General features: G+C 71.4%; 18 protein-coding genes and 1 pseudogene. 9 read left to right on the top strand and 10 right to left on the bottom strand.

The genetic code is table 11. The features are described from left to right. Nucleotides 1-31: 31 nt before the first annotated feature. Together ACQUQD_RS18970 and ACQUQD_RS18965 are read right to left on the bottom strand one after the other, a co-directional pair. Nucleotides 32-838 (bottom strand): nucleotidyltransferase domain-containing protein, encoded by an 807-nt coding sequence (locus ACQUQD_RS18970; protein WP_428953293.1) that lies wholly within the window; start codon nucleotides 836-838, stop codon nucleotides 32-34. Between the two features lie 111 nt (nucleotides 839-949). Beyond that, nucleotides 950-1,624: a Crp/Fnr family transcriptional regulator gene (locus ACQUQD_RS18965; protein ID WP_016642758.1), complete on the bottom strand. Its 675-nt coding sequence runs from the start codon at nucleotides 1,622-1,624 to the stop codon at nucleotides 950-952. A 357-nt stretch (nucleotides 1,625-1,981) separates the two neighbouring features. On the opposite strand from ACQUQD_RS18965, the gene nth reads away from it, so the two are divergent. From nth to ACQUQD_RS18950, 3 genes are all read left to right on the top strand, one after another. Then, nucleotides 1,982-2,803: an endonuclease III gene (nth, locus tag ACQUQD_RS18960; RefSeq protein ID WP_428953292.1), complete on the top strand. Its 822-nt coding sequence runs from the start codon at nucleotides 1,982-1,984 to the stop codon at nucleotides 2,801-2,803. Between the two features lie 73 nt (nucleotides 2,804-2,876). Then, on the top strand, nucleotides 2,877-3,653 hold the full coding sequence (locus ACQUQD_RS18955; protein WP_428953291.1) for an NUDIX hydrolase: 777 nt from the start codon (nucleotides 2,877-2,879) through the stop codon (nucleotides 3,651-3,653). 93 nt (nucleotides 3,654-3,746) lie between these two features. Further along, nucleotides 3,747-4,946 carry a MarP family serine protease gene (locus ACQUQD_RS18950; RefSeq protein WP_428953290.1) on the top strand — a complete coding sequence of 400 codons (1,200 nt, stop codon included), beginning with the start codon at nucleotides 3,747-3,749 and terminating at the stop codon, nucleotides 4,944-4,946. A gap of 25 nt (nucleotides 4,947-4,971) precedes the next feature. Here the strand turns inward: ACQUQD_RS18950 and ACQUQD_RS18945 are convergent, their stop codons facing one another. The 6 genes from ACQUQD_RS18945 to ACQUQD_RS18920 all read right to left on the bottom strand — a co-directional run bounded on the left by ACQUQD_RS18945 (nucleotide 4,972) and on the right by ACQUQD_RS18920 (nucleotide 13,055). Beyond that, nucleotides 4,972-5,157, bottom strand: coding sequence for a hypothetical protein (locus ACQUQD_RS18945; RefSeq protein WP_428953289.1), 186 nt, complete (start codon nucleotides 5,155-5,157; stop codon nucleotides 4,972-4,974). A 256-nt stretch (nucleotides 5,158-5,413) separates the two neighbouring features. Next, nucleotides 5,414-6,355 carry an alpha/beta fold hydrolase gene (locus ACQUQD_RS18940; protein WP_428953288.1) on the bottom strand — a complete coding sequence of 314 codons (942 nt, stop codon included), beginning with the start codon at nucleotides 6,353-6,355 and terminating at the stop codon, nucleotides 5,414-5,416. Continuing rightward, nucleotides 6,352-6,861, bottom strand: coding sequence for a phage holin family protein (locus tag ACQUQD_RS18935; protein WP_428953287.1), 510 nt, complete (start codon nucleotides 6,859-6,861; stop codon nucleotides 6,352-6,354). The genes ACQUQD_RS18940 and ACQUQD_RS18935 overlap by 4 nt, the downstream gene beginning before the upstream one ends. A 64-nt stretch (nucleotides 6,862-6,925) precedes the next feature. After that, entirely contained in the window at nucleotides 6,926-8,326 is a 1,401-nt protein-coding gene (nhaA, locus tag ACQUQD_RS18930; protein WP_428953286.1) for a Na+/H+ antiporter NhaA, read from the bottom strand. A 199-nt stretch (nucleotides 8,327-8,525) separates the two neighbouring features. Beyond that, on the bottom strand, nucleotides 8,526-10,484 hold the full coding sequence (acs, locus tag ACQUQD_RS18925) for an acetate--CoA ligase (protein WP_428953285.1): 1,959 nt from the start codon (nucleotides 10,482-10,484) through the stop codon (nucleotides 8,526-8,528). A 183-nt stretch (nucleotides 10,485-10,667) separates the two neighbouring features. Further along, nucleotides 10,668-13,055: a bifunctional SulP family inorganic anion transporter/carbonic anhydrase gene (locus ACQUQD_RS18920; protein ID WP_428953284.1), complete on the bottom strand. Its 2,388-nt coding sequence runs from the start codon at nucleotides 13,053-13,055 to the stop codon at nucleotides 10,668-10,670. Nucleotides 13,056-13,389: 334 nt separating this feature from the next. Here ACQUQD_RS18920 and ACQUQD_RS18915 point away from each other — a divergent pair, with 334 nt between their 5' ends. Continuing rightward, entirely contained in the window at nucleotides 13,390-14,679 is a 1,290-nt protein-coding gene (locus tag ACQUQD_RS18915; protein ID WP_428953283.1) for a hypothetical protein, read from the top strand. A 6-nt stretch (nucleotides 14,680-14,685) separates the two neighbouring features. Here ACQUQD_RS18915 and ACQUQD_RS18910 read toward each other — a convergent pair whose 3' ends face one another. Beyond that, nucleotides 14,686-15,666, bottom strand: coding sequence for an ATP-binding protein (locus tag ACQUQD_RS18910; RefSeq protein WP_428953282.1), 981 nt, complete (start codon nucleotides 15,664-15,666; stop codon nucleotides 14,686-14,688). A 101-nt stretch (nucleotides 15,667-15,767) separates the two neighbouring features. Between ACQUQD_RS18910 and ACQUQD_RS18905 the strand changes: the two genes are divergently transcribed. Beyond that, entirely contained in the window at nucleotides 15,768-16,592 is an 825-nt protein-coding gene (locus tag ACQUQD_RS18905; RefSeq protein ID WP_428953281.1) for an oxidoreductase, read from the top strand. Nucleotides 16,593-16,954: 362 nt separating this feature from the next. On the opposite strand, the gene ACQUQD_RS18900 is transcribed toward ACQUQD_RS18905, so the two are convergent. Further along, the gene (locus ACQUQD_RS18900) at nucleotides 16,955-17,806 is read right to left on the bottom strand and encodes an HAD family hydrolase (RefSeq protein ID WP_428953280.1); all 852 of its coding nucleotides are present in this window, start codon (nucleotides 17,804-17,806) and stop codon (nucleotides 16,955-16,957) included. A gap of 563 nt (nucleotides 17,807-18,369) precedes the next feature. On the opposite strand from ACQUQD_RS18900, the gene ssd reads away from it, so the two are divergent. The 4 genes and pseudogenes from ssd (at nucleotide 18,370) to ACQUQD_RS18880 (ending at nucleotide 22,632) form a co-directional block, all read left to right on the top strand. Beyond that, nucleotides 18,370-19,479, top strand: coding sequence for a septum site-determining protein Ssd (gene ssd / locus ACQUQD_RS18895; protein ID WP_428953279.1), 1,110 nt, complete (start codon nucleotides 18,370-18,372; stop codon nucleotides 19,477-19,479). 175 nt (nucleotides 19,480-19,654) lie between these two features. Beyond that, nucleotides 19,655-20,794, top strand: coding sequence for a TadA family conjugal transfer-associated ATPase (locus ACQUQD_RS18890; RefSeq protein WP_428957599.1), 1,140 nt, complete (start codon nucleotides 19,655-19,657; stop codon nucleotides 20,792-20,794). Nucleotides 20,795-20,835: 41 nt separating this feature from the next. After that, nucleotides 20,836-21,660 (top strand): type II secretion system F family protein, encoded by an 825-nt coding sequence (locus ACQUQD_RS18885; RefSeq protein ID WP_428957598.1) that lies wholly within the window; start codon nucleotides 20,836-20,838, stop codon nucleotides 21,658-21,660. A gap of 184 nt (nucleotides 21,661-21,844) precedes the next feature. Next, a pseudogene (locus ACQUQD_RS18880) lies at nucleotides 21,845-22,632 on the top strand (type II secretion system F family protein). The last annotated feature ends 189 nt before the right edge of the window (nucleotides 22,633-22,821 follow it).

Genomic DNA, 22,821 nt, shown 5'->3' with positions numbered 1-22,821 from the left:
TTCCCCTCCAGGGACGTCGCGTTGGGTGGTCTCAGGGCCGGGGCGTCTTGATGCCGTGCACGCGCGCGTACTCGTCCGCCAGCCACGGCCCGATCTCGTCCGTGTACGTGTGCAGCGCGTCGAAGTCCCCTGTCGGCGCGTACGCCGCCGAGGCCGCGGCACGCATCGGGCCGGCCCACCGCGCGTAGTACGTCCCGAACACCTCGGCCATCTCGTGCAGATCGCTGGTCCAGCCGTTCCAGCGGGGCATGACGAGCGTGAAGCCGGTCCGCACGAGGTGCCGAGAGACGCGCCGCTCCAGGCGGGGGAGCTCCTCGGGACCGGCCGCGGCGATCTGCTCGCGCCAGCGCGGCAGGAACAGCGCGAGGTCGCCGTTGGTCTCACGGGCGAGCAGGGACGTGGGCCGGTAGCGCGGCAGATACTCGGCCAGGTCCTCGCCGAGCAGCGGAGTGCACAGGCAGGCGAGAAACCAGCCCAGGTCGTACCTCTCCAGCTCGCTCAGCAGCGTGGCCCGGCCGGCCAGCAGGGTGCCCGCGCCGTCGATCTGCGCGAACTCCTTGTCCAGCGCCTCGTCGAGCGTGCGCGCGTCGGCCCGGTCGGCCTCGCTCGGCCCGTCGCGCAGGACGAGCAGCAGGTCGAGGTCGGAGCGGCCCGGCCGGGCGGTGCCGCGCGGCACCGAGCCGTACAGGTACGCGCTCGTCATGCGTGCCCCGAAGACGTCGAGCAGCCGGTCGCGGGCGGCGGCCACGACGGGGCGGAACGGTGCCGCGACGCGGGCCAGGGAGCCTTCGCGCGCGATGTATCCCTGGGGGTCGAGCCCACGGGTGGGATTGGCCATGGGGTAACTGTGCAGGGAAGGAGGGCGCGGGGCACCGTATTTCCTGACCTGTACGCGGACGGGTCCCGCCACGAGGTGTGGCGGGACCCGTCTACGCGGCGGTGGGAGACCTCAGCGCGAACGCTTGGCCAGGCGCTCCACGTCCAGCAGGATCACGGCGCGCGCCTCCAGACGGAGCCAGCCGCGGCCCGCGAAGTCGGCCAGCGCCTTGTTCACGGTCTCGCGGGAGGCGCCGACCAGCTGGGCCAGCTCCTCCTGCGTGAGGTCGTGCACGACGTGGATGCCCTCCTCGGACTGCACGCCGAACCGGCGCGACAGGTCGAGCAGCGCGCGGGCCACGCGGCCCGGCACGTCGGAGAAGACCAGGTCGGACATCTGGTCGTTGGTCTTGCGCAGGCGCCGGGCGACGGCGCGCAGCAGGGCGGCGGCCACCTCCGGTCGCGCGTTCAGCCAGGGCTGGAGGTCGCCGTGGCCGAGGCCGAGCAGCTTCACCTCGGTCAGCGCGCTGGCGGTCGCGGTCCGCGGACCGGGGTCGAAGAGCGACAGCTCTCCGATGAGCTCACCGGGGCCGAGCACGGCCAGCATGTTCTCCCGGCCGTCGGGGGAGGTGCGGTGGAGCTTCACCTTGCCCTCGGTGACCACGTAGAGGCGGTCGCCGGGGTCGCCCTCGTGGAACAGGGCATCGCCGCGTGCGAGGGTCACCTCACTCATGGAGGCGCGGAGCTCCGCGGCCTGCTCGTCATCGAGCGCCGCGAAGAGCGGGGCGCGCCGCAGAACGTCGTCCACGAGTCTCTCTCCTATGTCGCCTGCACTGTGGGGGACGGATGATTCCCGCCGCCCATTTTGCCGGACGGTCCAAACAGTGTGATCAGTCACTCAGGCACAAGTCTGCCGCACCTGCGTCACAACCCGAGGGGGAGGGGCCCATTCGGGGGCCGATCCAGTGGCTCCAGGGCGGATGTCGGTGCCGGGCTTTAGGCTGGCCGGGTGTCCAAAAAGCCGGTGACAGCGCAGGCGGAGGGGGCTGGGACGGTGGCGGCCGACCGCAATTCCGCTGTGGGCGAACAGGGGTGGACCGACGCCCGCTCCACCGGGCCGACCCCGCCCGAGACCGTGTCCGTACTGGGAAAGGCCGCCTAGCTCATGCCCGCGAAGAAGCCCGCCGTGAAGACCGGCTCCGCCAAGCCCGAGAGCCGCACCGCGCTCGTCCGCCGGGCCCGGAAGATCAACCGTGAGCTCGCGGAGACGTATCCGTACGCGCACCCCGAGCTGGACTTCGAGAACCCGTTCCAGCTGGTCGTCGCCACGGTCATGTCGGCCCAGACGACCGACCTGCGGGTGAACCAGACGACTCCGGCGCTGTTCGCCAAGTACCCCACGCCCGAGGACCTCGCCGCGGCCGACCCGGAAGAGGTCGAGGAGCTGATCCGGCCGACCGGGTTCTTCCGCGCCAAGACGAAGTCGATCATGGGCCTGGCCAAGGCGCTGAGCGAGGACTTCGGCGGCGAGGTGCCCGGCCGACTGGAGGACCTGGTCAAGCTGCCCGGCGTGGGCCGCAAGACGGCGTTCGTCGTGCTGGGCAATGCGTTCGGGCGGCCGGGCATCACCGTCGACACCCACTTCGGCCGGCTCGTGCGCCGCTGGAAGTGGACCGAGGAGACCGACCCCGACAAGGTCGAGAAGGCGATCGGCGAGCTGTTCCCGAAGAGCGAGTGGACGATGCTCAGCCACCACGTGATCTTCCACGGCCGCCGTATCTGCCACTCCCGCAAGCCGGCCTGCGGTGCCTGCCCGATCGCCCCGCTCTGCCCGGCGTACGGCGAGGGCGAGACGGACCCGGAGAAGGCGAAGAAGCTGCTCAAGTACGAGAAGGGCGGCTTCCCGGGCCAGCGCCTCAAGCCCCCGCAGTCGTACCTGGACGCGGGCGGTCTCCCGGCCCCGCCGCTGGGTGGCACGACCGGGTGACGTTCCCGGATGACGGAACGAATCGGGGGCGGCCGGGCGTTGGGCGAATCACGACAGGTACGGGGGCGGCGAGATGAAGCACGTGAGCGAGATCGACGGGATCGACGGGATCGACGGACCGGGCGCGGCCGGTGACCTTCAGGGCACCGGTGACGCGGCCCGCGGTGCCGCCCCGCACGTCCCTGACGTCACGCTGCGCACGGAGGGCCTGCCCGACTGGCTCGACCCCGTCGCCCACGCGGCGCGCACCGTCCGCGGCGAACAGCTCAGCCGCTTCCTGCCCCCGAAGGACGGCGCGGGCAGACAGTCCGCGGTCCTGATCCTGTTCGGCGAGGGCGAGCGCGGCCCCGAGCTGCTCCTCATGGAGCGTTCGGGCTCCCTCAGATCGCACGCGGGCCAGCCGGCCTTCCCGGGCGGTGCCCTCGACGCGGAGGACGGCGACCCGCGCACCGAGGGCCCGTTGCGCGCCGCCCTGCGCGAGGCCTGGGAGGAGACGGGCCTGGACCCGAGGGGCGTTCAGCTCTTCGGCGTGCTGCCGCAGCTCTACATCCCGGTGAGCGGCTTCGTGGTGACCCCGGTGCTCGGCTGGTGGCGGGTGCCGACGCCGGTCGCCGCGGTCGACCCGGCGGAGACGGCCCGCGTCTTCACGGTCCCCGTGGCGGATCTCACGGACCCGGAGAACCGGGCGACGACCGTCCACCCCAGCGGCCACAAAGGACCCGCGTTCCTCGTGGAATCCGCGCTGGTGTGGGGCTTCACGGCCGGCGTCATCGACCGGATCCTGCACTACGCGGGATGGGAGCGCCCCTGGGACCGGGCGAAGACGGTCCCACTCGACTGGCGCGCATGACAGGGTGGCCCCCGTGCCGTGGCGTCCCGGAGACCGACCCCGTGACCCCGGCCGGGAAGTGGAGATCCGCGATGCGAGGCGAGGCCTGAATCGGTGAACGTGCTGGACATCCTGCTGCTCGCAGCCGCCGTCTGGTTTGCGATCGTGGGCTACCGCCAGGGCTTCGTCGTCGGCGTCCTGTCGGTGATCGGCTTCCTGGGCGGCGGCCTCGTCGCGGTCTACACGCTGCCCGTCATCTGGGGAGCGGCCACCAGTGACGCGGAGGTGACGACGACCGCCACGGTCGTCGCCGTGGTCGTCGTGATCGTCTGCGCCTCGGTGGGCCAGGCCTTCACCACCCACCTGGGCAACAAGCTGCGGCGGTACATCACCTGGTCCCCGGCCCGCGCGCTCGACGCGACGGGCGGCGCCCTGGTCAACGTCGCGGCGATGCTCCTGGTCGCCTGGCTGATAGGTTCCGCCCTCGCCGGTACGACGCTGCCCACGCTCGGCAAGGAAGTCCGCAGCTCCAAGGTGCTGCTGGGGGTATCACGGGCGCTGCCCACCCAGGCCGACACCTGGTTCGCCGACTTCTCCTCCACGCTCGCGCAGAACGGTTTCCCCCAGGTCTTCAGCCCGTTCGCGAACGAGCCGATCACCGAGGTCCAGCCACCCGACCCGGCCCTGGCGAACAGCCGGACCGCGCTGACCGCCAAGCGGTCGATCGTCAAGGTCGTGGGCCAGGCGCCCAGCTGCGGCAAGGTCCTGGAGGGCACCGGCTTCGTCTTCTCCGACCGCCGCGTGATGACGAACGCGCATGTGGTCGGCGGCGTCGACGAGCCCACCGTGCAGATCGGCGGCGAGGGCATCAAGTACGACGCGAAGGTCGTGCTCTACGACTGGAAGCGCGACATCGCGGTCCTGGACGTGCCGACGCTGAAGGCGCCCCCGCTCCAGTTCACGACGACGGACGCGCAGCGCGGCGGCAGCGCGATCGTCGCGGGCTTCCCGGAGAACGGCGCGTACGACGTGCGACCCGCGCGCGTCCGCGGCCGCATCACGGCCAACGGCCCGGACATCTACCACCGCGGCACCGTCCGGCGCGATGTCTACTCGCTCTTCGCGACGGTCCGTCAGGGCAACTCCGGCGGACCGCTCCTGACCCCCGACGGCCGGGTCTACGGCGTGGTCTTCGCCAAGTCCCTGGACGACGCGCAGACGGGCTACGCGCTGTCCGGGGACGAGATCCACACCGACATCACCCAGGGCCGCACGGCGGTCCAGCAGGTGGACACGGACGCCTGCGCCCTGTGAGAGGTCCGGGTGGACCGGGAATGTGTCAGCCGCGCCCGCTGTGGCGCAGCCGGGCGGACATCCACCGGGCCCTACGGCGCAGGATGCGCGGGATCCCCAGCCGGGGATCGTGCGCCGCGTACCCTTCCGGCGCTCCCCTCTGGAGAGAGCCCAGCGTCATCGCTGGGCGGCGATTGCGTGCTGCGTCACTGTAGTCGTGCGTCCAGCCCATACACCGACGTGTGCCCGGGCCTCATGGTCGGTAATCGCCCCCACGGCCCCCAAATTGGCTTATGCGCCAGGCATTTGGCTGTTCGTAGGACAGACGTTCGCGCCCGGATACCGGGCGCTCACCGGTCGGGCTCGGGGTCCTTCAGCCAGCTCACCAGTTCCTTGGAGAACGCGACCGGGTCCTCCTCATGCGGGCTGTGCCTTCCCGGGGGACAACCCCCGGACCCCCGGCCGGGACCGGCGCTGGTCGTTGGTGCCTACCGGTCGGGCTCGGGGTCCTTCAGCCAGCTCACCAGTTCCTTGGAGAACGCGACCGGGTCCTCCTCATGCGGGAAGTGGCCGAGGCCGTCGAACAGGCGCCAGCGGTAGGGCGCTTCGACGTACTCGCCGGAGCCCGCGGCGCTGCGGGTGCGCATCACCGGGTCCAGCGAGCCGTGCAGATGCAGCGTGGGCACCCGGACCGGCCGCTTCATCCGCCGGTTGAACTGGATGCCGTCAGGGCGGGCCATCGACCGCACCATCCACCGGTACGGCTCGATCGAGCAGTGCGCGGTCGACGGGATGGACATGGCGCGCTGATACGTCTGCGCGGTCTCGTCGTCGGGCTGGTGCGGCCCCGACCAGTCCCGGACCAGGCGGCCGACCAACGCCGCGTCGTCCGCGACCAGCTGACGCTCCGGCAGCCACGGCCGCTGGAAGCCCCAGATGTACGATCCGGCGGCGGTCTGCTTGACGTCCGAGAGCATGGCCGAGCGCCAGCGCCGCGGGTGCGGCATCGACGACACCGCGAGCCGGCGCACCAGCTTGGGCCGCATCACGGCCGCGGTCCAGGCGAGATAGCCGCCGAGGTCGTGCCCCACGAGCGCCGCGTCCGGCTCGCCGAGCGAGCGCACCACACCGGTGATGTCGAGCGCGAGGTTCGCCGGGTCGTAGCCGCGCGGCGTCCGGTCGCTGCCGCCCACGCCCCGCAGGTCCATGGCCACGGCCCGGAAACCGGCGTCGGCGAGCGCGACGAGCTGATGCCGCCAGCTCCACCAGAACTGCGGGAAACCGTGCAGCAGCAGCACGAGCGGCCCGTCGCCCATCTCCGCGATGTGGAAGCGCGCGCCGTTGGCCGCGACGTCCCGGTGGGTCCAGGGACCGTCCAGACGTACGACAGAGGAGGGCGGCTGGGCCGAAGGAGTGGCGGGGTCCGTCATGAAGACGAGCGTGCCACAGCCTCGATGGCCTCGGGGACACGGTCGGCGGGCGTCACCTGACGGGGGTGCGGCTTGGCGTTCTGCAGTACGCCCGCCGTCTCCTTGACCGACGCGGCGACCTTCTGCGGGCCCTTGCCCTTCTTGGCCTTCTTGGCGAAGGCGATGCCGATCAGCCCGAGCAGGACCGCGAGGAACAGGCTCGCAGCGAAGGAGAGCAGGAAGCACCAGGCGAGGTTCCAGCCGCCGTTGCCGTTGTGCCCGCCCGTCCAGGTGTTGATGCCGTACGCGAGCGCGAAGCTCAGCATCGGCAGCGAGAAGATCAGTACCAGCAGCGCGGCCGAGAAGGCGCCGCCGCTCACCACGCCCTTCTTCACGTCCTGCTTGAGCTGCGCCTTCGCGAGGGCGATCTCGTCGTGCACCAGTGCGGACATCTCGGTCGTCGCCGAGGCGAACAGCTGGCCGACGCTGCGTTCGGAGCCGACCGGGCTGCCGTCGGGTGCGCTCATCGCGTACTCCCTGTTTTCCTGTAGAAGCTTGTGGATGCTCCGGATGTGCGGACTTGCTGTCAGATCATGCCGGACGCTCGTCCCCGCCGCCTGCCCCGCCCGTCACTTCGGCAAGCCTTCGATGCTCCGCGGCCTTCTTCTCGTAGATCTCGGCCATCCGCAGGTGGTACTCCGGCTTGTCCTTCTCGTAGATGTCGGGGATGCCGTCGAGGTCCTCGTCACGCTCCTCCTCTTCCCACAGGGCGCGGTACTTGGAGTTCCGGATCTTCAGCAGTACGCCGCTGATCACGGCCGCGAGCAGCGAGCCGATGAGGACGGCGGCCTTGACCTCGTCGGTGAGCACCGGGTCGTCGGTGAAGGCCAGTTCGTCGATCAGCAGCGAGACGGTGAAACCGATGCCGGCGAGGGAGGCGACCGCGAACACGTCCGGCCAGGCCAACTCGTCCGAAAGCGACGCCTTGGTGAAGCGGGCCGTCAGCCAGGTACCGCCGAAGATGCCGACGGCCTTGCCGACGACGAGGCCGAGCAGTACACCGAGCGTCTCGGGCTTGGTGAAGACATCCCCCAGCGCCCCGCCCGACACGACCACACCCGCGCTGAACAGGGCGAACAGCGGCACCGCGAACCCGGCCGACAGCGGCCGCACCAGGTGCTCGATGTGCTCGCCGGGGGACTGCTCCTCGCCCTCCCGGCGGGTGCAGCGCAGCATCAGGCCCATGGCGACACCGGCGATGGTGGCGTGGATGCCGCTGTTGTACATCAGGCCCCAGATGACGAGCGCGAGCGGCACGTAGACGTACCAGCCGCGTACGCCCTTGCGCATCAGCAGCCAGAAGACGGCGAGGCCGACGACGGCGCCGCCGAGCGCGGCGAAGTTCAGGTCGCTGGTGAAGAAGACCGCGATGATCAGGATCGCGAAGAGGTCGTCGACGACGGCGAGGGTCAGCAGGAAGGCGCGCAGGGCGCTCGGCAGCGACGTACCGATGACGGCGAGGACGGCCAGCGCGAACGCGATGTCGGTCGCGGTCGGCACGGCCCAGCCGTCCATCGAGCCGCCCCCGACCACGTTGACCAGGGTGTACACGAGGGCGGGCACGGCCATGCCGCAGAGGGCGGCGACGACCGGGAGCGCGGCGGCCTTCGGGTCGCGCAGATCACCGGCGACGAGTTCGCGCTTGAGTTCGATGCCCGCGACGAAGAAGAAGATCGCGAGGAGGCCGTCGGCGGCCCAGTGCTGGAGGGAGAGATCGAGGCCGAGCGCGCCGGGCCCGATGTGGATGTCGCGGACGGTCTCGTAACTGTGGCTGATCGCCGGGACATTGGCCCAGATGACGGCCGCGACGGCGGCGACGAGCAGCAGGACACCGCCGACGGTCTCGGCCCGCAGGGCGTCGGCCACGAAGTTCCGCTCGGGCAGGGACAGCCGGCCGAGTGCCTTGCGGTCGTTCTTCTGGGGCGCGCTCACGTGTGAGACCTCCGGTCAGGTACGGCTGATTGCTCGCCGACCAGACTTCCCGGCACACCCTGTGGACTTCCTGTCGCGTTCTTGACGCGCCCTTCACCCTACCGGGTGTACGCATGGCGTACCTGGTGATCATCACCATACGCACGAAACGGGCACCCGGCGCGCTCGCCGGGTGCCCGTTCGCCGTGCTGGGGCGGGATCAGTCCTCGCTGGGCGCCGCCGGCAGCTTCGTCTGGATCAGGTCCATCACGGAGGAGTCGGCGAGCGTGGTGACGTCACCGACCGCCCGGTTCTCCGCGACGTCGCGCAGCAGACGGCGCATGATCTTGCCGGAGCGCGTCTTGGGCAGCTCGGCGACGGGCAGGACCCGCTTGGGCTTGGCGATCGGGCCGAGGGTGGCACCCACGTGGTTGCGCAGGTCGGCCACCAGGTTCTCGTCGTCCGCGTTCGCGCTGCCGCGCAGGATCACGAAGGCGACGATCGCCTGACCGGTCGTCTCGTCGGCGGCGCCGACCACGGCGGCCTCGGCGACGGCCGGGTGCGAGACCAGCGCGGACTCGACCTCGGTGGTCGAGATGTTGTGCCCGGAGACGAGCATGACGTCGTCGACCCGGCCGAGGAGCCAGATGTCGCCGTCCTCGTCCTTCTTGGCACCGTCACCGGCGAAGTACTTGCCCTCGAAGCGCGACCAGTAGGTGTCGATGAACCGCTGGTCGTCGCCCCAGATGGTGCGCAGCATGGAGGGCCACGGCTCGGTGAGGACCAGGTAGCCACCGCCGCCGTTCGGCACCTCGTTGGCCTCGTCGTCGACGACGGTCGCGGCGATGCCGGGCAGCGGGCGCTGGGCCGAGCCCGGCTTGGTCTCGGTGACGCCCGGCAGCGGCGAGATCATGATCGCGCCGGTCTCGGTCTGCCACCAGGTGTCGACGATGGGGCACGTGTCGCCGCCGATGTTCTTCCGGTACCAGACCCACGCCTCGGGGTTGATCGGCTCACCGACCGACCCGAGCACGCGCAGGCTGGACAGGTCGAACTTCGCGGGGATGTCGTCGCCCCACTTCATGAACGTACGGATCGCGGTGGGCGCCGTGTAGAGGATCGTGACGCCGTACTTCTGCACGATCTCCCAGAACCGGCCCTGGTGCGGGGTGTCCGGGGTGCCCTCGTAGATGACCTGCGTCGCACCGTTCGAGAGCGGACCGTACGTGATGTACGAGTGCCCGGTGACCCAGCCGATGTCGGCCGTGCACCAGTACACGTCGGTCTCCGGCTTGAGGTCGAAGACGGCGTGGTGCGTGTAGCTGGCCTGCGTCAGGTAGCCGCCGGAGGTGTGCAGGATGCCCTTCGGCTTACCCGTCGTGCCCGACGTGTAGAGGATGAAGAGCGGCTGCTCGGCGTCGAAGGCCTGCGGGGTGTGCTCGGCCGACTGGCGGCCGACGACGTCGTGCCACCAGACGTCGCGGCCCTCGGTCCAGGCGACGTCCTGCTTCGTGCGCTGCACGACGAGCACCTTGTCGACGCCCTCGACGCGGGTCAGCGCGTCGTCGACGGCCGGCTTGAGGGCCGACGGCTTGCCGCGGCGGTAGCCGCCGTCGGAGGTGATGACGACCTTGGCGTCGGCGTCCTCGATGCGCTTGGCGATGGCGTCGGCCGAGAAGCCGCCGAAGACCACCGAGTGCGCGGCACCGATGCGGGCGCAGGCCAGCATCGAGATGACCGCCTCGGGGATCATCGGCAGGTAGACGGCGACGCGGTCGCCCTGCTGGACGCCCAGTTCGGTCAGCGCGTTGGCGGCTCGGCTGACCTCGTCCTTGAGCTCGGCGTAGGTGATGGCCCGGCTGTCGCCCGGCTCGCCCTCGAAGTGGATCGCGACCCGGTCGCCGTTCCCGGCCTCCACGTGCCGGTCGACGCAGTTGTACGCGACGTTGAGCTTGCCGTCCTTGAACCACTTGGCGAACGGCGGGTTCGACCAGTCCAGTGTCTCGGTCGGCTCGGTCGCCCAGGTCAGGCGGCGGGCCTGCTCGGCCCAGAAACCGAGCCGGTCAGCCTTGGCCTGCTCGTACGCCTCGGCCGTGACGTTGGCGCTCGCCGCCAGGTCAGCCGGCGGCGCGAAGCGTCGCTCCTCCTTAAGAAGGTTGGCCAGGCTTTCGTTGCTCACGACATCTCCCTTGCGCTGCTTTGCGGGGGCGACCGTTGTGTCCCAGGCCACAGCTCATCAGACGCCGACCCCTGGTGACAAGGGGGGTCGGCGAATTGGTTTAGACCTGTAGACGGCTCCCGGCCGGACCGGCCGGGAGCCGTACGTTCTCATCCCGTTCCACGTGCGGGGGAAAGGGACGGTTCAGGCGCGCGCGGCGCCGCTGACGCTGCTGTCGTCGAAGGTCGTGGCCGCGACCTGACCGAAGACGGGATCGGCCTCCTCCAGCAGATAGGCCTGGGCCTCACCGACGTGGAAGTACATCCCGTGCAGCTCGAGCGCGCCCCGCTCCAGGGCCCTGGCCACCGACTCGTGCGCCCGCAGGTGCTCCAGCTGCTGGACGACATTGGTCAGACAGAGCTGCTCCACCGTGTCGGCGGGGGCCCGCCCGGCGAGCCGTGCCCACGGCAGCTCCTTGTCCGCCAGCCGCTCCAGGCTCGGATTGCCGTGCCGCAGCCACCGCTTGAGGGGGGTGAGCGCGCCGCCGGTGGGCGGGCTGCTCAACAGCGCCTGCATGGCACCGCATCCGGAGTGCCCGCATACGGTGATCGACTGGACCTCCAGCACGTCCACGGCGTACTCGATGGCGGCCGCGACCGAGTCGTCCCCGCTCTCGGCGCCGGGCAGGGGCACGAGATTGCCCACGTTCCGTACGACGAAGAGGTCGCCAGGACCGCTCGACGTGATCATCGACGTGACGAGCCGCGAGTCGGCGCAGGTCAGGAACAACTGCGTGGGCTTCTGCCCCTCGCGCGCCAGCCGCGCCAGCTCACCGCGGACCAGCGGAGCCGTGTCGCGCTGGAACGCGCTGATCCCACTGGCCAGTTGATGCCCGCCACGCCGCGGCGCGGCGGTCTCGGTCCTGGTCTCGGCCGCGGTCTCGGGCGCCGCGGTGTGCGGCCGGTCGCAGTGGTGGTTGCGCCACGGCGTCCAGGGCCGGCAGCACGTGTGCGCCGTGCTCGCGGGCTCGGCGATCCGGGCCCCGGAGCGGCCGGTCAACTCCACTTTTCCCCCTTGGGTCGTATGCGACTTCTGCCAGCCCTGCAGCGCTTCGAACGCGGCATGGTCCATGAAGGAGCCGTCCAACTCGACGACCGCGTCGGCCCCTTGGGGGACCTGGTGCAGGAAGCGGCTCAGGCGTGGCACGGCGAGAAACGTCAACTGCCCTCTGACCCGCACATGGTGGACACCGTGCGGGTCCTCCTCGTGCGTGATGCGGGTGCGGGCGAGGCGGTGCAGCGCGACGCCGACGGCGACCGCGACGCCGAGCCCGACGCCCTGCAGGACGCCGAAGACGACGACGCCGAGGGTCGTCACGACGTACACCAGGACCTCGCGGTGGCGGGTCACCGAGCGGATGTGGTTCAGCGACACCATCTGGATGCCGACCGCCATCACCAGGGCGGCGAGCGCGGCGAGCGGGATCAGCTCCAGGACGGGGACCAGGAGGAGCGTTGCGGCTACTACCCAAACGCCGTGCAGCATCGCGGAGTTCCCGCTGACCGCACCCGCGTTGATGTTCGCCGTGGTGCGCACCGCGACGCCCGCGACGGGCAGCCCGCCGAGCGATCCGGAGACGATGTTCGAGGCGCCTTGGGACAGCAGCTCGCGGTCCAGGTTCGAGCGGCGCATCCTGGGCGGCAGATCGGGCCGGCCGGCGGCCAGCTTGTCCGCGGCGACGGCCCCGAGCAGCGACTGCACGCTGCACACCAGGGTGGTCGTCAGGACGGCGGCGGCGATTCCGAGCACCGGCCCGTCCGGAAGTCCGGCCAGCGCGTGGCTGCTCCAGGACGGCAGGTCGACCTCGGGCAGCGTCAGGCCGAACAGCGCAGTGACCGCGGTCGCGGAGGTCACCGCGATGAGCGCCGCGGGCACCTTGCGCGTGACGCGGCCGACGCGTCCCGGGACACGGGGCCAGGCGAAGAGCACGGTGAGGGTGAGGGCGCTCACGGCGAGCGCGGCCGGCTGCACGTTCGCCAACTGGGCCGGCAGCGCGGCCAAGTTGTCGAGCACGGCGCTCTCGGGGGTGCCGCCGAGGACGATGTGCAGCTGGGCCACGGCGATGGTGATGCCGATGCCGGCGAGCATGCCGTGCACGACGGCGGGGCTGACGGCGAGCGCCGTGCGGGCCACCCGCAGGCAGCCGAGCCCGAGCTGGGCGATCCCGGCCATCACGGTGATCGCGCAGGTGGTCCGCCAGCCGTAGCGCTGGATCAGCTCGGCGGTGACCACGGTCAGGCCGGCGGCCGGGCCGCTGACCTGGAGTGGGGCGCCGCCCAGCAGGCCGGCGACGAGTCCGCCGACGGCGGCGGCGACGAGCCCCGATTCCAGGGGCGCGCCGGTCGCCAGGGCGATGCCCAGGGACAGGGGGAGCGCGATCAGGAAGACCGCGATGGACGCCGACAGATCGGCGCCGGCGATACGGAAGCGGCGGCCGGGCCCCGGCGGGGGGCTGTGGGCCTTTCGGGCGGCGGCTGTCGGCTCGTCCGTCCGGTCGGAGTCACTGGTGCGAGTGGGTACGCAGGCTGACATGTTTCCCGTCTCCTCCGGGGTGCAGCGCGGTCGCGGAATGTGGGGGACCCCTCGTGGTGGGCGGGGTCGATCGCGGCCGTGGTTCACGGCGTGCAGCGGCGGGATGAAAGCAACGCTCGGTAAACGGATCGTAATGCAGAGTAAAGGTTGTGGACGGATTAAACGGGCAAATGGGGTAATACTTCACTCCTGAGAGTGAATAAGAATCCTGGTCGGCTTGTCGTACAAATTCCGTGCGGACCTCGTGCGACGTTGACGGCGCCGCTCGCGCAAAGCGGGCATTTCTCGCATTCGCCGTCTTGCAGGTCGACTCAAGGAAGTAGGTGGGCGGAAGATGGCCGCCACCCAGCGGATCGCCACCCTGAGGATCACCGCGGCCATCGCCGCCGCCGCGGCGTGCGCCGCGGTCCTCGTCGGCTGCGCGAACAGTGACACCGGCGCCGCGCCCAAGCAGGGCGCCCCCGGTCCGAAGAAGGCCGCGCCCGCCGCCCCCGGCAGCGTGGTCCGGCTGATCGGCGACGGCTCGACCGCCTACACCGGTCAGCAGCCGCACCTGCCGAGAGCCGAGCGGCTCAGACCGGGCCAGAAGCCCCCGCAGTTCGTGGTCTTCTCCTGGGACGGCGCCGGCGAGGACAGCCAGAGGCTCTTCTCGCACTTCCGCAAGGTCGCCAAGGCGAACAACGCGACCATGACGTACTTCCTCAGCGGCGTCTACATGCTCCCCGAGGGCAAGAAGGACCTGTACCACGCGCCGCAGCACTCGCCCGGCCGCTCCGACATCGGCTTCAACGACGCCAAGGGAATCAAGGACACCGTCGACCAGCTGCGCGGTGCCTGGCTCGAGGGCAACGAGATCGGCACCCACTTCAACGGCCACTTCTGCGGCAGCGGCGGTGGCGTCGGCCAGTGGTCGGTGGCCGAGTGGAAGAGCGAGATCCAGCAGGCCAAGTCCTTCGTGAAGGCGTGGAAGACCAATACGGGCCTGAAGAAGGCGGCCCCGCTGCCCTTCGACTACGACAAGGAACTCGTCGGCGCCCGCACCCCCTGCCTGGAAGGGCAGAAGAACTTCATGCGCGCGGCCTCCGAGATGGGCTTCCGCTACGACACCAGCGGTGTCAACAACCAGCTGTGGCCCAAGAAGAAGAACGGCCTGTGGGACCTGTCCATGCAGCTCGTCCCCTTCCGCGGGCACTCCTACGAGCAGCTCACCATGGACTACAACTTCATGGTCAACCAGTCGGGCACCACGACCCAGGGCGACCCCGACAAGCGCGAGTACTGGGGCGACCAGATGCGCGACAGCCTGGTCGCGGGCTTCGACCGCGCCTACAAGGGCAACCGCGCCCCGCTGATCATCGGCAACCACTTCGAATCCTGGAACGGCGGCGTCTACATGCGTGCCGTCGAGGAGACGGTCCACACGGTCTGCAACAAGCCCGAGGTCCGCTGTGTCTCCTTCCGGCAGCTCGCCGACTGGCTCGACGCGCAGGACCCGAAGACCCTGGCCAAGCTCACGAAGCTCGACGTCGGGCAGGCGCCCCGGCAGGGCTGGGCGTCCTTCCTCACCGGCAAGCCGGCCCCGGCCCCCAAGGGGGTACCGGGCGCACCGGCCACCAAGTCGTGAGCGTCGTCAGGCAGTTGTGGTGACACTCTCCTGAAGGACGTAGTCGGGGTCGATCTGAGCAGCCAGGTCGGCCCCGGTCCGCTCGTTGCCCCAGCTCTGGGCGTTGCGCAGATGGAAGTGGACCATCTGGCGCGTGTAGCGCTCCCAGTCGCGGGTCCCGTACGTCGCGTCGGCGGCTGCCTGGAGTGCCTGCAGGGCGCCCCGGTTCGCCTCCTCCAGGAGCTCGAAGCGCGGCGGGCGCCCCTTCTCCATGGCACGCACCCAGTCCGAGTGCCCGACGGTGACGAGCAGGTCGTCGCCGACCTCGGCGCGCAGGAAGTCGAGGTCGTCCTCGCCCTGCACCTTGTTCCCCACGACCTTCAGGTCGATCCCGAAGTCCCGGGCGTACTCCTTGTACTGGCGATAGACCGAGACCCCCTTCCGCGTCGGCTCGGCGACGAGGAACGTCATGTCGAAGCGGGTGAACATGCCCGAGGCGAAGGAGTCGGAGCCCGCGGTCATGTCGACCACCACGTACTCGTCACGGCCGTCGACCAGGTGGTTCAGGCACAGCTCCACCGCTCCGGTCTTGGAGTGGTAGCAGGAGACACCGAGGTCGGCCTCGGTGAAGGGGCCGGTGACCATCAAACGGACGGTGCCGCCGTCGAGTTCCACCGGACGCGCGCAGGCGTCGTACACCGGGTTGTTCTCCCGGACGCGCAGCAGCCGCGAGCCCTCCCCGGGCGGCGTCGTCTTGATCATCGTGTCGGCGGAGGCGATCCGCTGGTTCGAGCCGCGCAGATAGTCCTTGATGAGCGGCAGCCGGGCGCCCATGGCGGGCAGCTCCGCGGCGACGTCCTCGTCGAGCCCCAGCGCGGCTCCGAGGTGCTGGTTGATGTCGGCGTCGACGGCGACGACCGGGGATCCGGTGGTGGCGAGGTGACGGATGAAGAGCGAGGACAGCGTGGTCTTGCCGCTGCCGCCCTTCCCCACGAAAGCGATCTTCATGTTCACGTAGCGTAGCGGCGCGATCGCTTTCCGTGTCCCACTCGCGTGAAGAAGACCACTCCATCGTGGGGCGGGGGCCCAGGGCCCGTAGGGTCGTACTCATGAGTACGACAGCCGATCCTCTTGCCACGCTCGGAACGCTCCCCGGCGTGAGCGATTCCGTGGACTCCGTGCGCAAGGCTGTGGACCGGGTCTACGGGCACCGGGTCATGCGGCGCCGCAGCAACGAGGTCACCTCCGAGGCGGCCCTGCGCGGCGCTCGGGGCAGCGCGGCGCTGTCCGGCGCCGACTGGGCGCTCGAAGAGGTGCGCAGGCGTACCGACTTCAGCGGCGGGGACGGCGACGACGAGGCGCGCACGGTCGGCGCCTCCTTGCGGCTGACCGCCGAGGCCGGTCAACTCCTGTCCATCTGGCGGCAGTCGCCCCTGCGCGTGCTGGCCCGGCTGCATCTGGTCGCGGCCGCCGACCAGGGGGACGCGGTCGGCCGCCCGCGCACGCCGGGCGAGCCGGTCGACGAGCCGCTCATCGAGCTGCCGCTGCCGGACGCGGACGAGGTGGCGGGCCGGCTCGAAGGACTCTCGCAGCTGGTCATCGCGGGGAGCGCGGCGCCCGCCCTGGTGAGCGCCGCCGTGGTGCACGGCGAGCTGCTCGCGCTGCGGCCCTTCGGCTCGCACAACGGCCTGGTCGCCCGGGCGGCCGAGCGCATCGTCCTGGTGGGCAGCGGCCTCGACCCGAAGTCGATCTGCCCCGCCGAGGTGGGGCACGCGGAGCAGGGGCGCGCGGCGTACGCGGCCGCGCTCGAAGGCTATGTCTCCGGCACGCCGGAGGGGATGGCGGCCTGGATCGCCCACTGCGGCAGGTCCGTCGAGCTGGGCGTCAGGGAGTCGACCGCGGTGTGCGAGGCGCTGCAGCGCGGCGCCGCGTAAAGCACCCGCGTCTCGGAACAGTCCCCGAACAGGGGTGCGGCGGTACGAGTCCTCGTACCGCCGCTGGCATGACTCGCCGGGTTACCAAGCGTCCTCGATATGTTGCCCATCAGGTCGGGACGTTGCCCGTCACCTGGTGCGGCTGGCCCGTAATCGACGGGTCGACGTCGCGTGGGTGCCCGGTGTTCATGCTTCGGTCCGTGGGGCCTGGTTTGCGTGTGAAGGTGATCCTCTCGGATGTCCTTGGTCTCGCGGGCCGTTGACTCCTTTGTACTCCTCCCCTGGGAGAAGCGGAAGCCCTGGCTGCACTTCTTTACTTTTAGGTTCAAACAGGGGCGAATCGGGCGCCGTTTTCCGAGATCTCAGCGCGAGGCGGCCAGTGACCGGCGCCGGCTGGCGTACCAGACGAGGCCCGCGGTGGCGGCCGCGGCGCCGACCGCGGCCGCCGCGACCAGGGCCGGACGCGACGGGGCGGAGAGGTTCGGCAGCCGCTGCTTGAGCCGGACCGGCTTGTGGAAGTCCAGAATCGGCCACTCGCGCGCGAGCGCCTCGCGACGCAGCGCCCGGTCCGGATTGACCGCGTGGGGATGGCCCACGGCGCTCAGCATCGGCACGTCCGTCGCCGAGTCGCTGTACGCGTAGCACCGCGCCAGGTCGTACCCCTCGGTCCGCGCGAGCTCCTCGATGGCCTCCGCCTTCGTCGGCCCGTACGCGTAGTACTCCACCTCGCCCGTGAAGCAGCCGTCGTCCCCGACGACCATGCGGGTGGCCACGACCCGGTCCGCCCCGAGCAGCTCGCCGATCGGCTCGACGACCTCGGCACCCGACGTGGAGACGATGACGACGTCCCGCCCGGCGGTGTGGTGTTCCTCGATGAGGGACGCCGCCTCGTCGTAGATGATCGGGTCGATCAGGTCGTGCAGCGTCTCGGCGACGATCTCCTTCACCTGCTGCACGTTCCAGCCGCGGCACAGCGCCGAGAGGTACTCGCGCATGCGCTCCATCTGGTCATGATCGGCACCGCCGGCGAGGAAGACGAACTGCGCGTACGCGGTGCGCAGCACGGCCCGCCGGTTGATCAGCCCGCCTTGGTAGAACGACTTGCTGAAGGTGAGCGTGCTCGACTTTGCGATGACCGTCTTGTCCAGGTCAAAGAACGCGGCTGTGCGGGGCATGGAGTGGGTCAAGGAGTGGTTTTCCACGATGGTGAGCATAGGCGCCCACCATTCGGCGTAAGCTGGGGCGCGTGGGTTTGCCTGAGAAGGCTCTCGGGTACACCATGGAAGTCACGGATCGTTCGCGACCGTGCTAACCCGGTCTGGCTCCTCCCCCCCCGAGTCGGACCGTGGGGACGACCCCCGCTCTCCCCCCCGGCGGGGGTCGTCGCATGTCCGGACCCGTTTTCGGGTCCTTTTTTCTTGCCCCTTCGCCGGTGATTCCCGTGCTGCGAACGGGAGTTGACCCACACCCCGTCGTCACGGTGTGTGACCGTCAGGATGCTCTGCGGAGGTTCCGACGTGCCTTCGTGGCGTCACCGGTATGGGTGACGGAGATATTCACAAGCGTTCTCGCGTCCACAGTTATTGACCAAGATCCACACGATTTCCGGGATCGCTGCACGGTGATTCCGCACGCGAAGTTCGGACCGGCGTTCATGGCCGGTTCGTTATGGCCGGGCCGCGAGCGGCGGCCGGTATTCGGGGCTCCGGCGCCGGGGCTTCGCGGCGGACCGGATCGCCCGCGGGTGCGGGCGAGTGCAAAGAGAGGGGGCCGGATCGTGACGGAAGTCATCGCGGGTGACGCGCGGGGCGTGCGGCGCGCGCCGCTGATCGTGACGGAGGACGTGGAACTGCTGGACGATCTGCTGCGGTTGTGCGCCGCGGCGGGCGTGCGGCCCGAGGTCGGGCACGGGGTGCCCGAGGCCAGAGGCGGCTGGGAGGCGGCGCCGCTCGTGCTGGTCGGGGACGATGCCGCGGGCCGGCTGCGCGGGGTGGCCCGACGGCGGGGCGTCGTGCTGGTCGGGCGTGACCAGGACGACTCCGGGGTGTGGAAGCGGGCCGTGGAGATCGGTGCCGACCATGTGCTGATGCTGCCGGACGGCGAGCAGTGGCTGATGGACCGGATCGCCGACGTCGCCGAGGGCGTGGGCCGCCCCGCGCTCACCGTCGGGGTGATCGGCGGCCGGGGCGGAGCAGGCGCCTCGACGCTGGCGTGCGCACTGGCGGTGGCGTCCGCGCGGGCCGGGCACCGCACGCTCCTGGTGGACGCTGACCCGCTCGGCGGCGGGCTCGACGTGCTGCTCGGCGGTGAGGCGGTGGACGGCCTGCGCTGGCCCGCGTTCGCGCAGTCGCGGGGGCGGGTCGGCAGCACCGCCCTGGAGGAGTCGCTGCCCCGGCTGCACGATCTGCGGCTGCTCAGCTGGGACCGCGGTGAGCTGGCCGCGGTGCCGCCGGAGGCCGTGCGGGCGGTGCTCGCGGCGGGCCGGCGCCGGGGTGGGGTCATGGTGGTGGACCTGCCGCGCCGGGTCGACGCCGGCTCGGTGGAGGCGCTGGCCCAGCTCGACCTGGGGCTGCTCGTGGTGCCACCGGAACTGCGGGCCGTCGCGGCGGCCCGGCGGATGGCCGGGGCGGTGGGGATGGTGCTGCGCGATCTGCGCGTGGTGACGGCGCCGACGCGTGGTGCTGCCGCCCTCGACGGGGACGAGGTGGCGCGGCTGCTCGGGCTGCCACTGGCGGGTGAAGTGCCGCTCGATGGCCGGGTGTTGGCCGGGTCGGGACCGGGCTCGGGGACTGGAGCGGGGCTGGGTGTGGGGGGTCCGTTGGGGCGGTTCTGCGCTGAGTTGTGGGGGCGGATGTCGGTGGGGTCGGGGGATGGGGGCGGCCTGTGAGCGGGGGGCGTGAGGTGGCTCAGATGACTGAGACGACTGAGACGACTGAGACGGCTGGGGCGGCTGGGGTGCCTGAAGCGGTCGAAGTGGTGGGCGGGATGCAGGTGGGCGGGATGCAGGTGGCGTGTGGGGTGGATGCGGGAGGTTGCCCGTGAGTGCGGTGGTCGGGGCGCGGATGCTCGACGGCGTACGCCAGTGGCTCGCGGAGAACGGGGCGGAGGCGACCCCCGCGCGGGTGGCCGAGGCGCTGCGGGCCCAGGGCCGGATTCTGGGGGACGCCGAAGTGCTGGGCGCGGCGGGGCAGTTGCGGTCGGAGCTGGTGGGAGCCGGGCCGCTCGAGTCGTTGCTCGCGGATGCTTCGGTGACGGACGTCCTGGTGTCGGCGCCGGATCAGGTGTGGGTCGACCGGGGCGGCGGACTGGAGTTGACCGGAGTCACCTTCGAAAGTGCGTCCGCCGTACGGAGGCTGGCGCAGCGGCTCGCGGCCGTGGTGGGGCGGCGCCTCGACGACGCCCGGCCCTGGGTGGACGCGAGGCTGCCCGACGGGACCCGGCTGCACGCGGTGCTGCCGCCGATCGCGGTGGGCTGCACCTGTCTCGCGCTGCGGGTCGTACGGCCCCGCGCCTTCACGTTGGAGGAACTGGTGGCGGCGGGGACCGTGCCGCCGGGTGGCGACCGTGTGCTGCGGGCACTGCTCGACGCGCGGCTGTCCTACCTGATCAGCGGCGGGACGGGCAGCGGCAAGACGACGCTGCTGAGCGCGCTCCTCGGCCTGGTCGGGCCGCGGGAGCGGATCGTGCTGGCCGAGGACTCCGCCGAGCTGCGGCCGGACCATCCCCACGTGGTGCGGCTGGAGGCCCGGCCCGCAAATCAGGAGGGCGCCGGGGCCGTGGGCCTGGAGGACCTGGTGCGGCAGGCGCTCAGGATGCGCCCCGACCGGCTCGTGGTCGGTGAGGTGCGCGGCGCCGAGGTCGTGTCCCTGCTGGCCGCGCTCAACACGGGTCACGAAGGCGGTTGCGGGACCGTGCACGCCAACGCGGCGAGTGATGTCCCGGTGCGCCTGGAGGCGCTGGGGACGGCGGCCGGGCTCGATCGTGCGGCGCTGCACAGCCAGTTGGCGGCCGCGGTGTCCGTGGTGCTGCATCTCGTACGGGACCGGAGTGGGCTGCGGCGGCTCGCGCAGGTGCATGTGCTGGAGCGGGACGCGGCGGGGTGGGTGCGGGCGGTGTCGGCGCTGGAGTGGGGCGAGCGAGGGTTCGTGCCGGGGCAGGGGTGGGCGCGGCTCGGGGAGCTGTTGGGGGTGCGGTTGCCGTGAGGAACTGGGCGGTGTCGGGAGCGGTCATCGGGGTGCTGGGAATGGTGGCGGTGCTGTGGGCCGCCGGGATGCGGGACGCGGAGGTGCGACGGGCCCGCGCGGTGCTGGGCGTCGGGCCGGGCGAGGGCGCGGTGTCGGGGTGGCGGTGCGTCGTCGAGCGCTGGTGGAGGTGGGGCAAGAGGCGGCCCGAATGGGGGTGCGTGGCCGGCGGGCTGGTGATCGGTCTCCTCGGGGCGTCGGTGGTGCCGCTCGTGATCGGGGCCTGCGCCGTGCCGGGTGCGGCGCGGGTGCGGCGGGCTCGGGAGGCGCGGGGCGATCGGGAGCGACGCGGGGACGCGGTCATCGGGCTGTGCGGGCTGATGGCGGGTGAGGTGCGCGCCGGGCGGCAGCCGGGGGAGGCGCTGGCTGTCGCGGTACGGGAGTCGGCGGCACTGTCCGGCGCGGGGAGCGCGGCCGTGGTGGCCGCCGCGCGGTTCGGCGGGGACGTGTCCGGCGCGCTGCGGGAGGCGGCGCGGGAGCCGGGTGCCGAGGGGTTGCACGGGCTCGCGGCGTGCTGGCGGGTGGCCGTCGACCGAGGGGCCGGGCTCGCGGCCGGACTTGAGCGGCTCTCGGGTGCGTTGCGGGCGGAGCGGGACCAACGAGCCGACCTGAAAGCCCAGTTGGCTGGCCCTTGGTCGACCGCGGTGATGCTCGCCGGGCTGCCGGTGCTCGGGCTGCTGCTCGGTTCGGCGATGGGGGCACAGCCGCTGCGGGTGCTGCTGCATACGGGGGCCGGGGTGGGGTGCCTTGTGGTGGGCGGGGTGCTGGAGGCGGTGGGGATGTGGTGGGCCGTGCGGGTTGTGCGAGGGGCGGAGGTGGGGGGTTAGCGGGTTCGTGGTGGGTGCGGGGTGCGGGGTGCGGGGTGCCGGGTGCCGGGGTGTGGCGTGGTGTCGGGCTCTGCGGATGAGGACTGCAGGTCGGAGCCCGGAGCCCGGAGCCCGGAGTGCGGAGCTTGAGGTGTGAGGTCAGGCCGCATCGCTTGCGGATCGAGGGTTGAGGGAGTGAGAGGCGATGGATGTTGTCCACAGGCTGGGGGCAGTGCTGTGTGTTGCGGCGCTGGTGGCGTGGCTGCTGCTGGAGGTCGGGGCGCGGCGGCGGCAGCGGGCGGTGCGGCGGAGGGTGAGGTGCGTACTGGCGGCCGTCGCGGAGCGGCCGGTGCGACGGCCGTGGAAGGTGCCCCCGGTTGCGCGGCGTTGGGGGCCGGTGGCCGGGGCGGTGAGCGCCGTTATGTGCTCATCGGCGGCGTGGCCGGGCTGGTGGTCGGGATGCTCGCGGGGGCAGGCGTATGGCGATGGCGGCGGGGTGAGGAGGGGCGGGCGAGAGCAGCGGCACTGGCGGGTGCGGGTGCGCGCGCTGAGGCTGAGCGGCAACTTCCCCTGGTGGCCGATCTGTTGGCGGCCTGTATTGCGGCCGGTGCGGAGCCGGTGGAGGCCGCGCGGGCGGTGGGGGAGTCGGTGGGCGGGCCGGTCGGACGGGCGTTGGCGAAGGGTGCCGCGCAGCTGCGACTCGGTGGTGAACCGGCGCTCGCATGGAGGGAGTTGGCGGCGATTCCGGGAGCCGGTGCGTTGGTCCGGCTCCTGGAGCGGGCGGGGGAGTCCGGGGCGCCGGCCGCGGCACCCGTGGCGCAGTTCGCCGCGGAGTGCAGAGCCGAGCGCGGGCGCCGGGCGACGGCCGTGGCACGTCGGGCGGCGGTGGTCATCACGGCCCCGGTGGGGCTGTGTTTCCTGCCCGCGTTCCTCGTGATCGGGGTGCTGCCCGTGGTGATCGGCCTCGCGGACGGAGTGCTGGGCGGCCGGTGAAGGGAGGCGCAGGTGTGGCCCGACCGTACGGGCGATGAGCGAACGGCAGAGATTCTCACGCAGCAGTGGTTCTCGAGCAGCCGTGGTTCCCAAGCAGCAGTGGTTCTCACGCAGCAGTGGTTCTCAAGTAGCGGTGTTTCTCGAGCCGTAGTGGTTCTCAAGTAGCCGTGATTCTCGAACGGCATGGAT

This window comes from Streptomyces sp. cg35, assembly GCF_050410835.1.
Lineage (GTDB): Bacteria > Actinomycetota > Actinomycetes > Streptomycetales > Streptomycetaceae > Streptomyces.
This window is presented reverse-complemented; position numbering and strand designations above follow the sequence as displayed.

What these genes read in the sequence shown, in the direction of transcription:
- ACQUQD_RS18970 (WP_428953293.1), bottom strand. Translation starts at nt 838, where the DNA reads ATGGCCAATCCCACCCGTGGGCTCGACCCCCAGGGATACATCGCGCGC.
- nth (WP_428953292.1), top strand. Translation starts at nt 1,982, where the DNA reads ATGCCCGCGAAGAAGCCCGCCGTGAAGACCGGCTCCGCCAAGCCCGAG.
- ACQUQD_RS18955 (WP_428953291.1), top strand. Translation starts at nt 2,877, where the DNA reads ATGAAGCACGTGAGCGAGATCGACGGGATCGACGGGATCGACGGACCG.
- ACQUQD_RS18945 (WP_428953289.1), bottom strand. Translation starts at nt 5,157, where the DNA reads ATGGGCTGGACGCACGACTACAGTGACGCAGCACGCAATCGCCGCCCA.
- ACQUQD_RS18940 (WP_428953288.1), bottom strand. Translation starts at nt 6,355, where the DNA reads ATGACGGACCCCGCCACTCCTTCGGCCCAGCCGCCCTCCTCTGTCGTA.
- ACQUQD_RS18935 (WP_428953287.1), bottom strand. Translation starts at nt 6,861, where the DNA reads ATGAGCGCACCCGACGGCAGCCCGGTCGGCTCCGAACGCAGCGTCGGC.
- ACQUQD_RS18920 (WP_428953284.1), bottom strand. Translation starts at nt 13,055, where the DNA reads ATGTCAGCCTGCGTACCCACTCGCACCAGTGACTCCGACCGGACGGAC.
- ACQUQD_RS18915 (WP_428953283.1), top strand. Translation starts at nt 13,390, where the DNA reads ATGGCCGCCACCCAGCGGATCGCCACCCTGAGGATCACCGCGGCCATC.
- ACQUQD_RS18910 (WP_428953282.1), bottom strand. Translation starts at nt 15,666, where the DNA reads ATGAAGATCGCTTTCGTGGGGAAGGGCGGCAGCGGCAAGACCACGCTG.
- ACQUQD_RS18905 (WP_428953281.1), top strand. Translation starts at nt 15,768, where the DNA reads ATGAGTACGACAGCCGATCCTCTTGCCACGCTCGGAACGCTCCCCGGC.
- ACQUQD_RS18900 (WP_428953280.1), bottom strand. Translation starts at nt 17,806, where the DNA reads ATGCTCACCATCGTGGAAAACCACTCCTTGACCCACTCCATGCCCCGC.
- ACQUQD_RS18890 (WP_428957599.1), top strand. Translation starts at nt 19,655, where the DNA reads ATGCTCGACGGCGTACGCCAGTGGCTCGCGGAGAACGGGGCGGAGGCG.
- ACQUQD_RS18885 (WP_428957598.1), top strand. Translation starts at nt 20,836, where the DNA reads ATGGTGGCGGTGCTGTGGGCCGCCGGGATGCGGGACGCGGAGGTGCGA.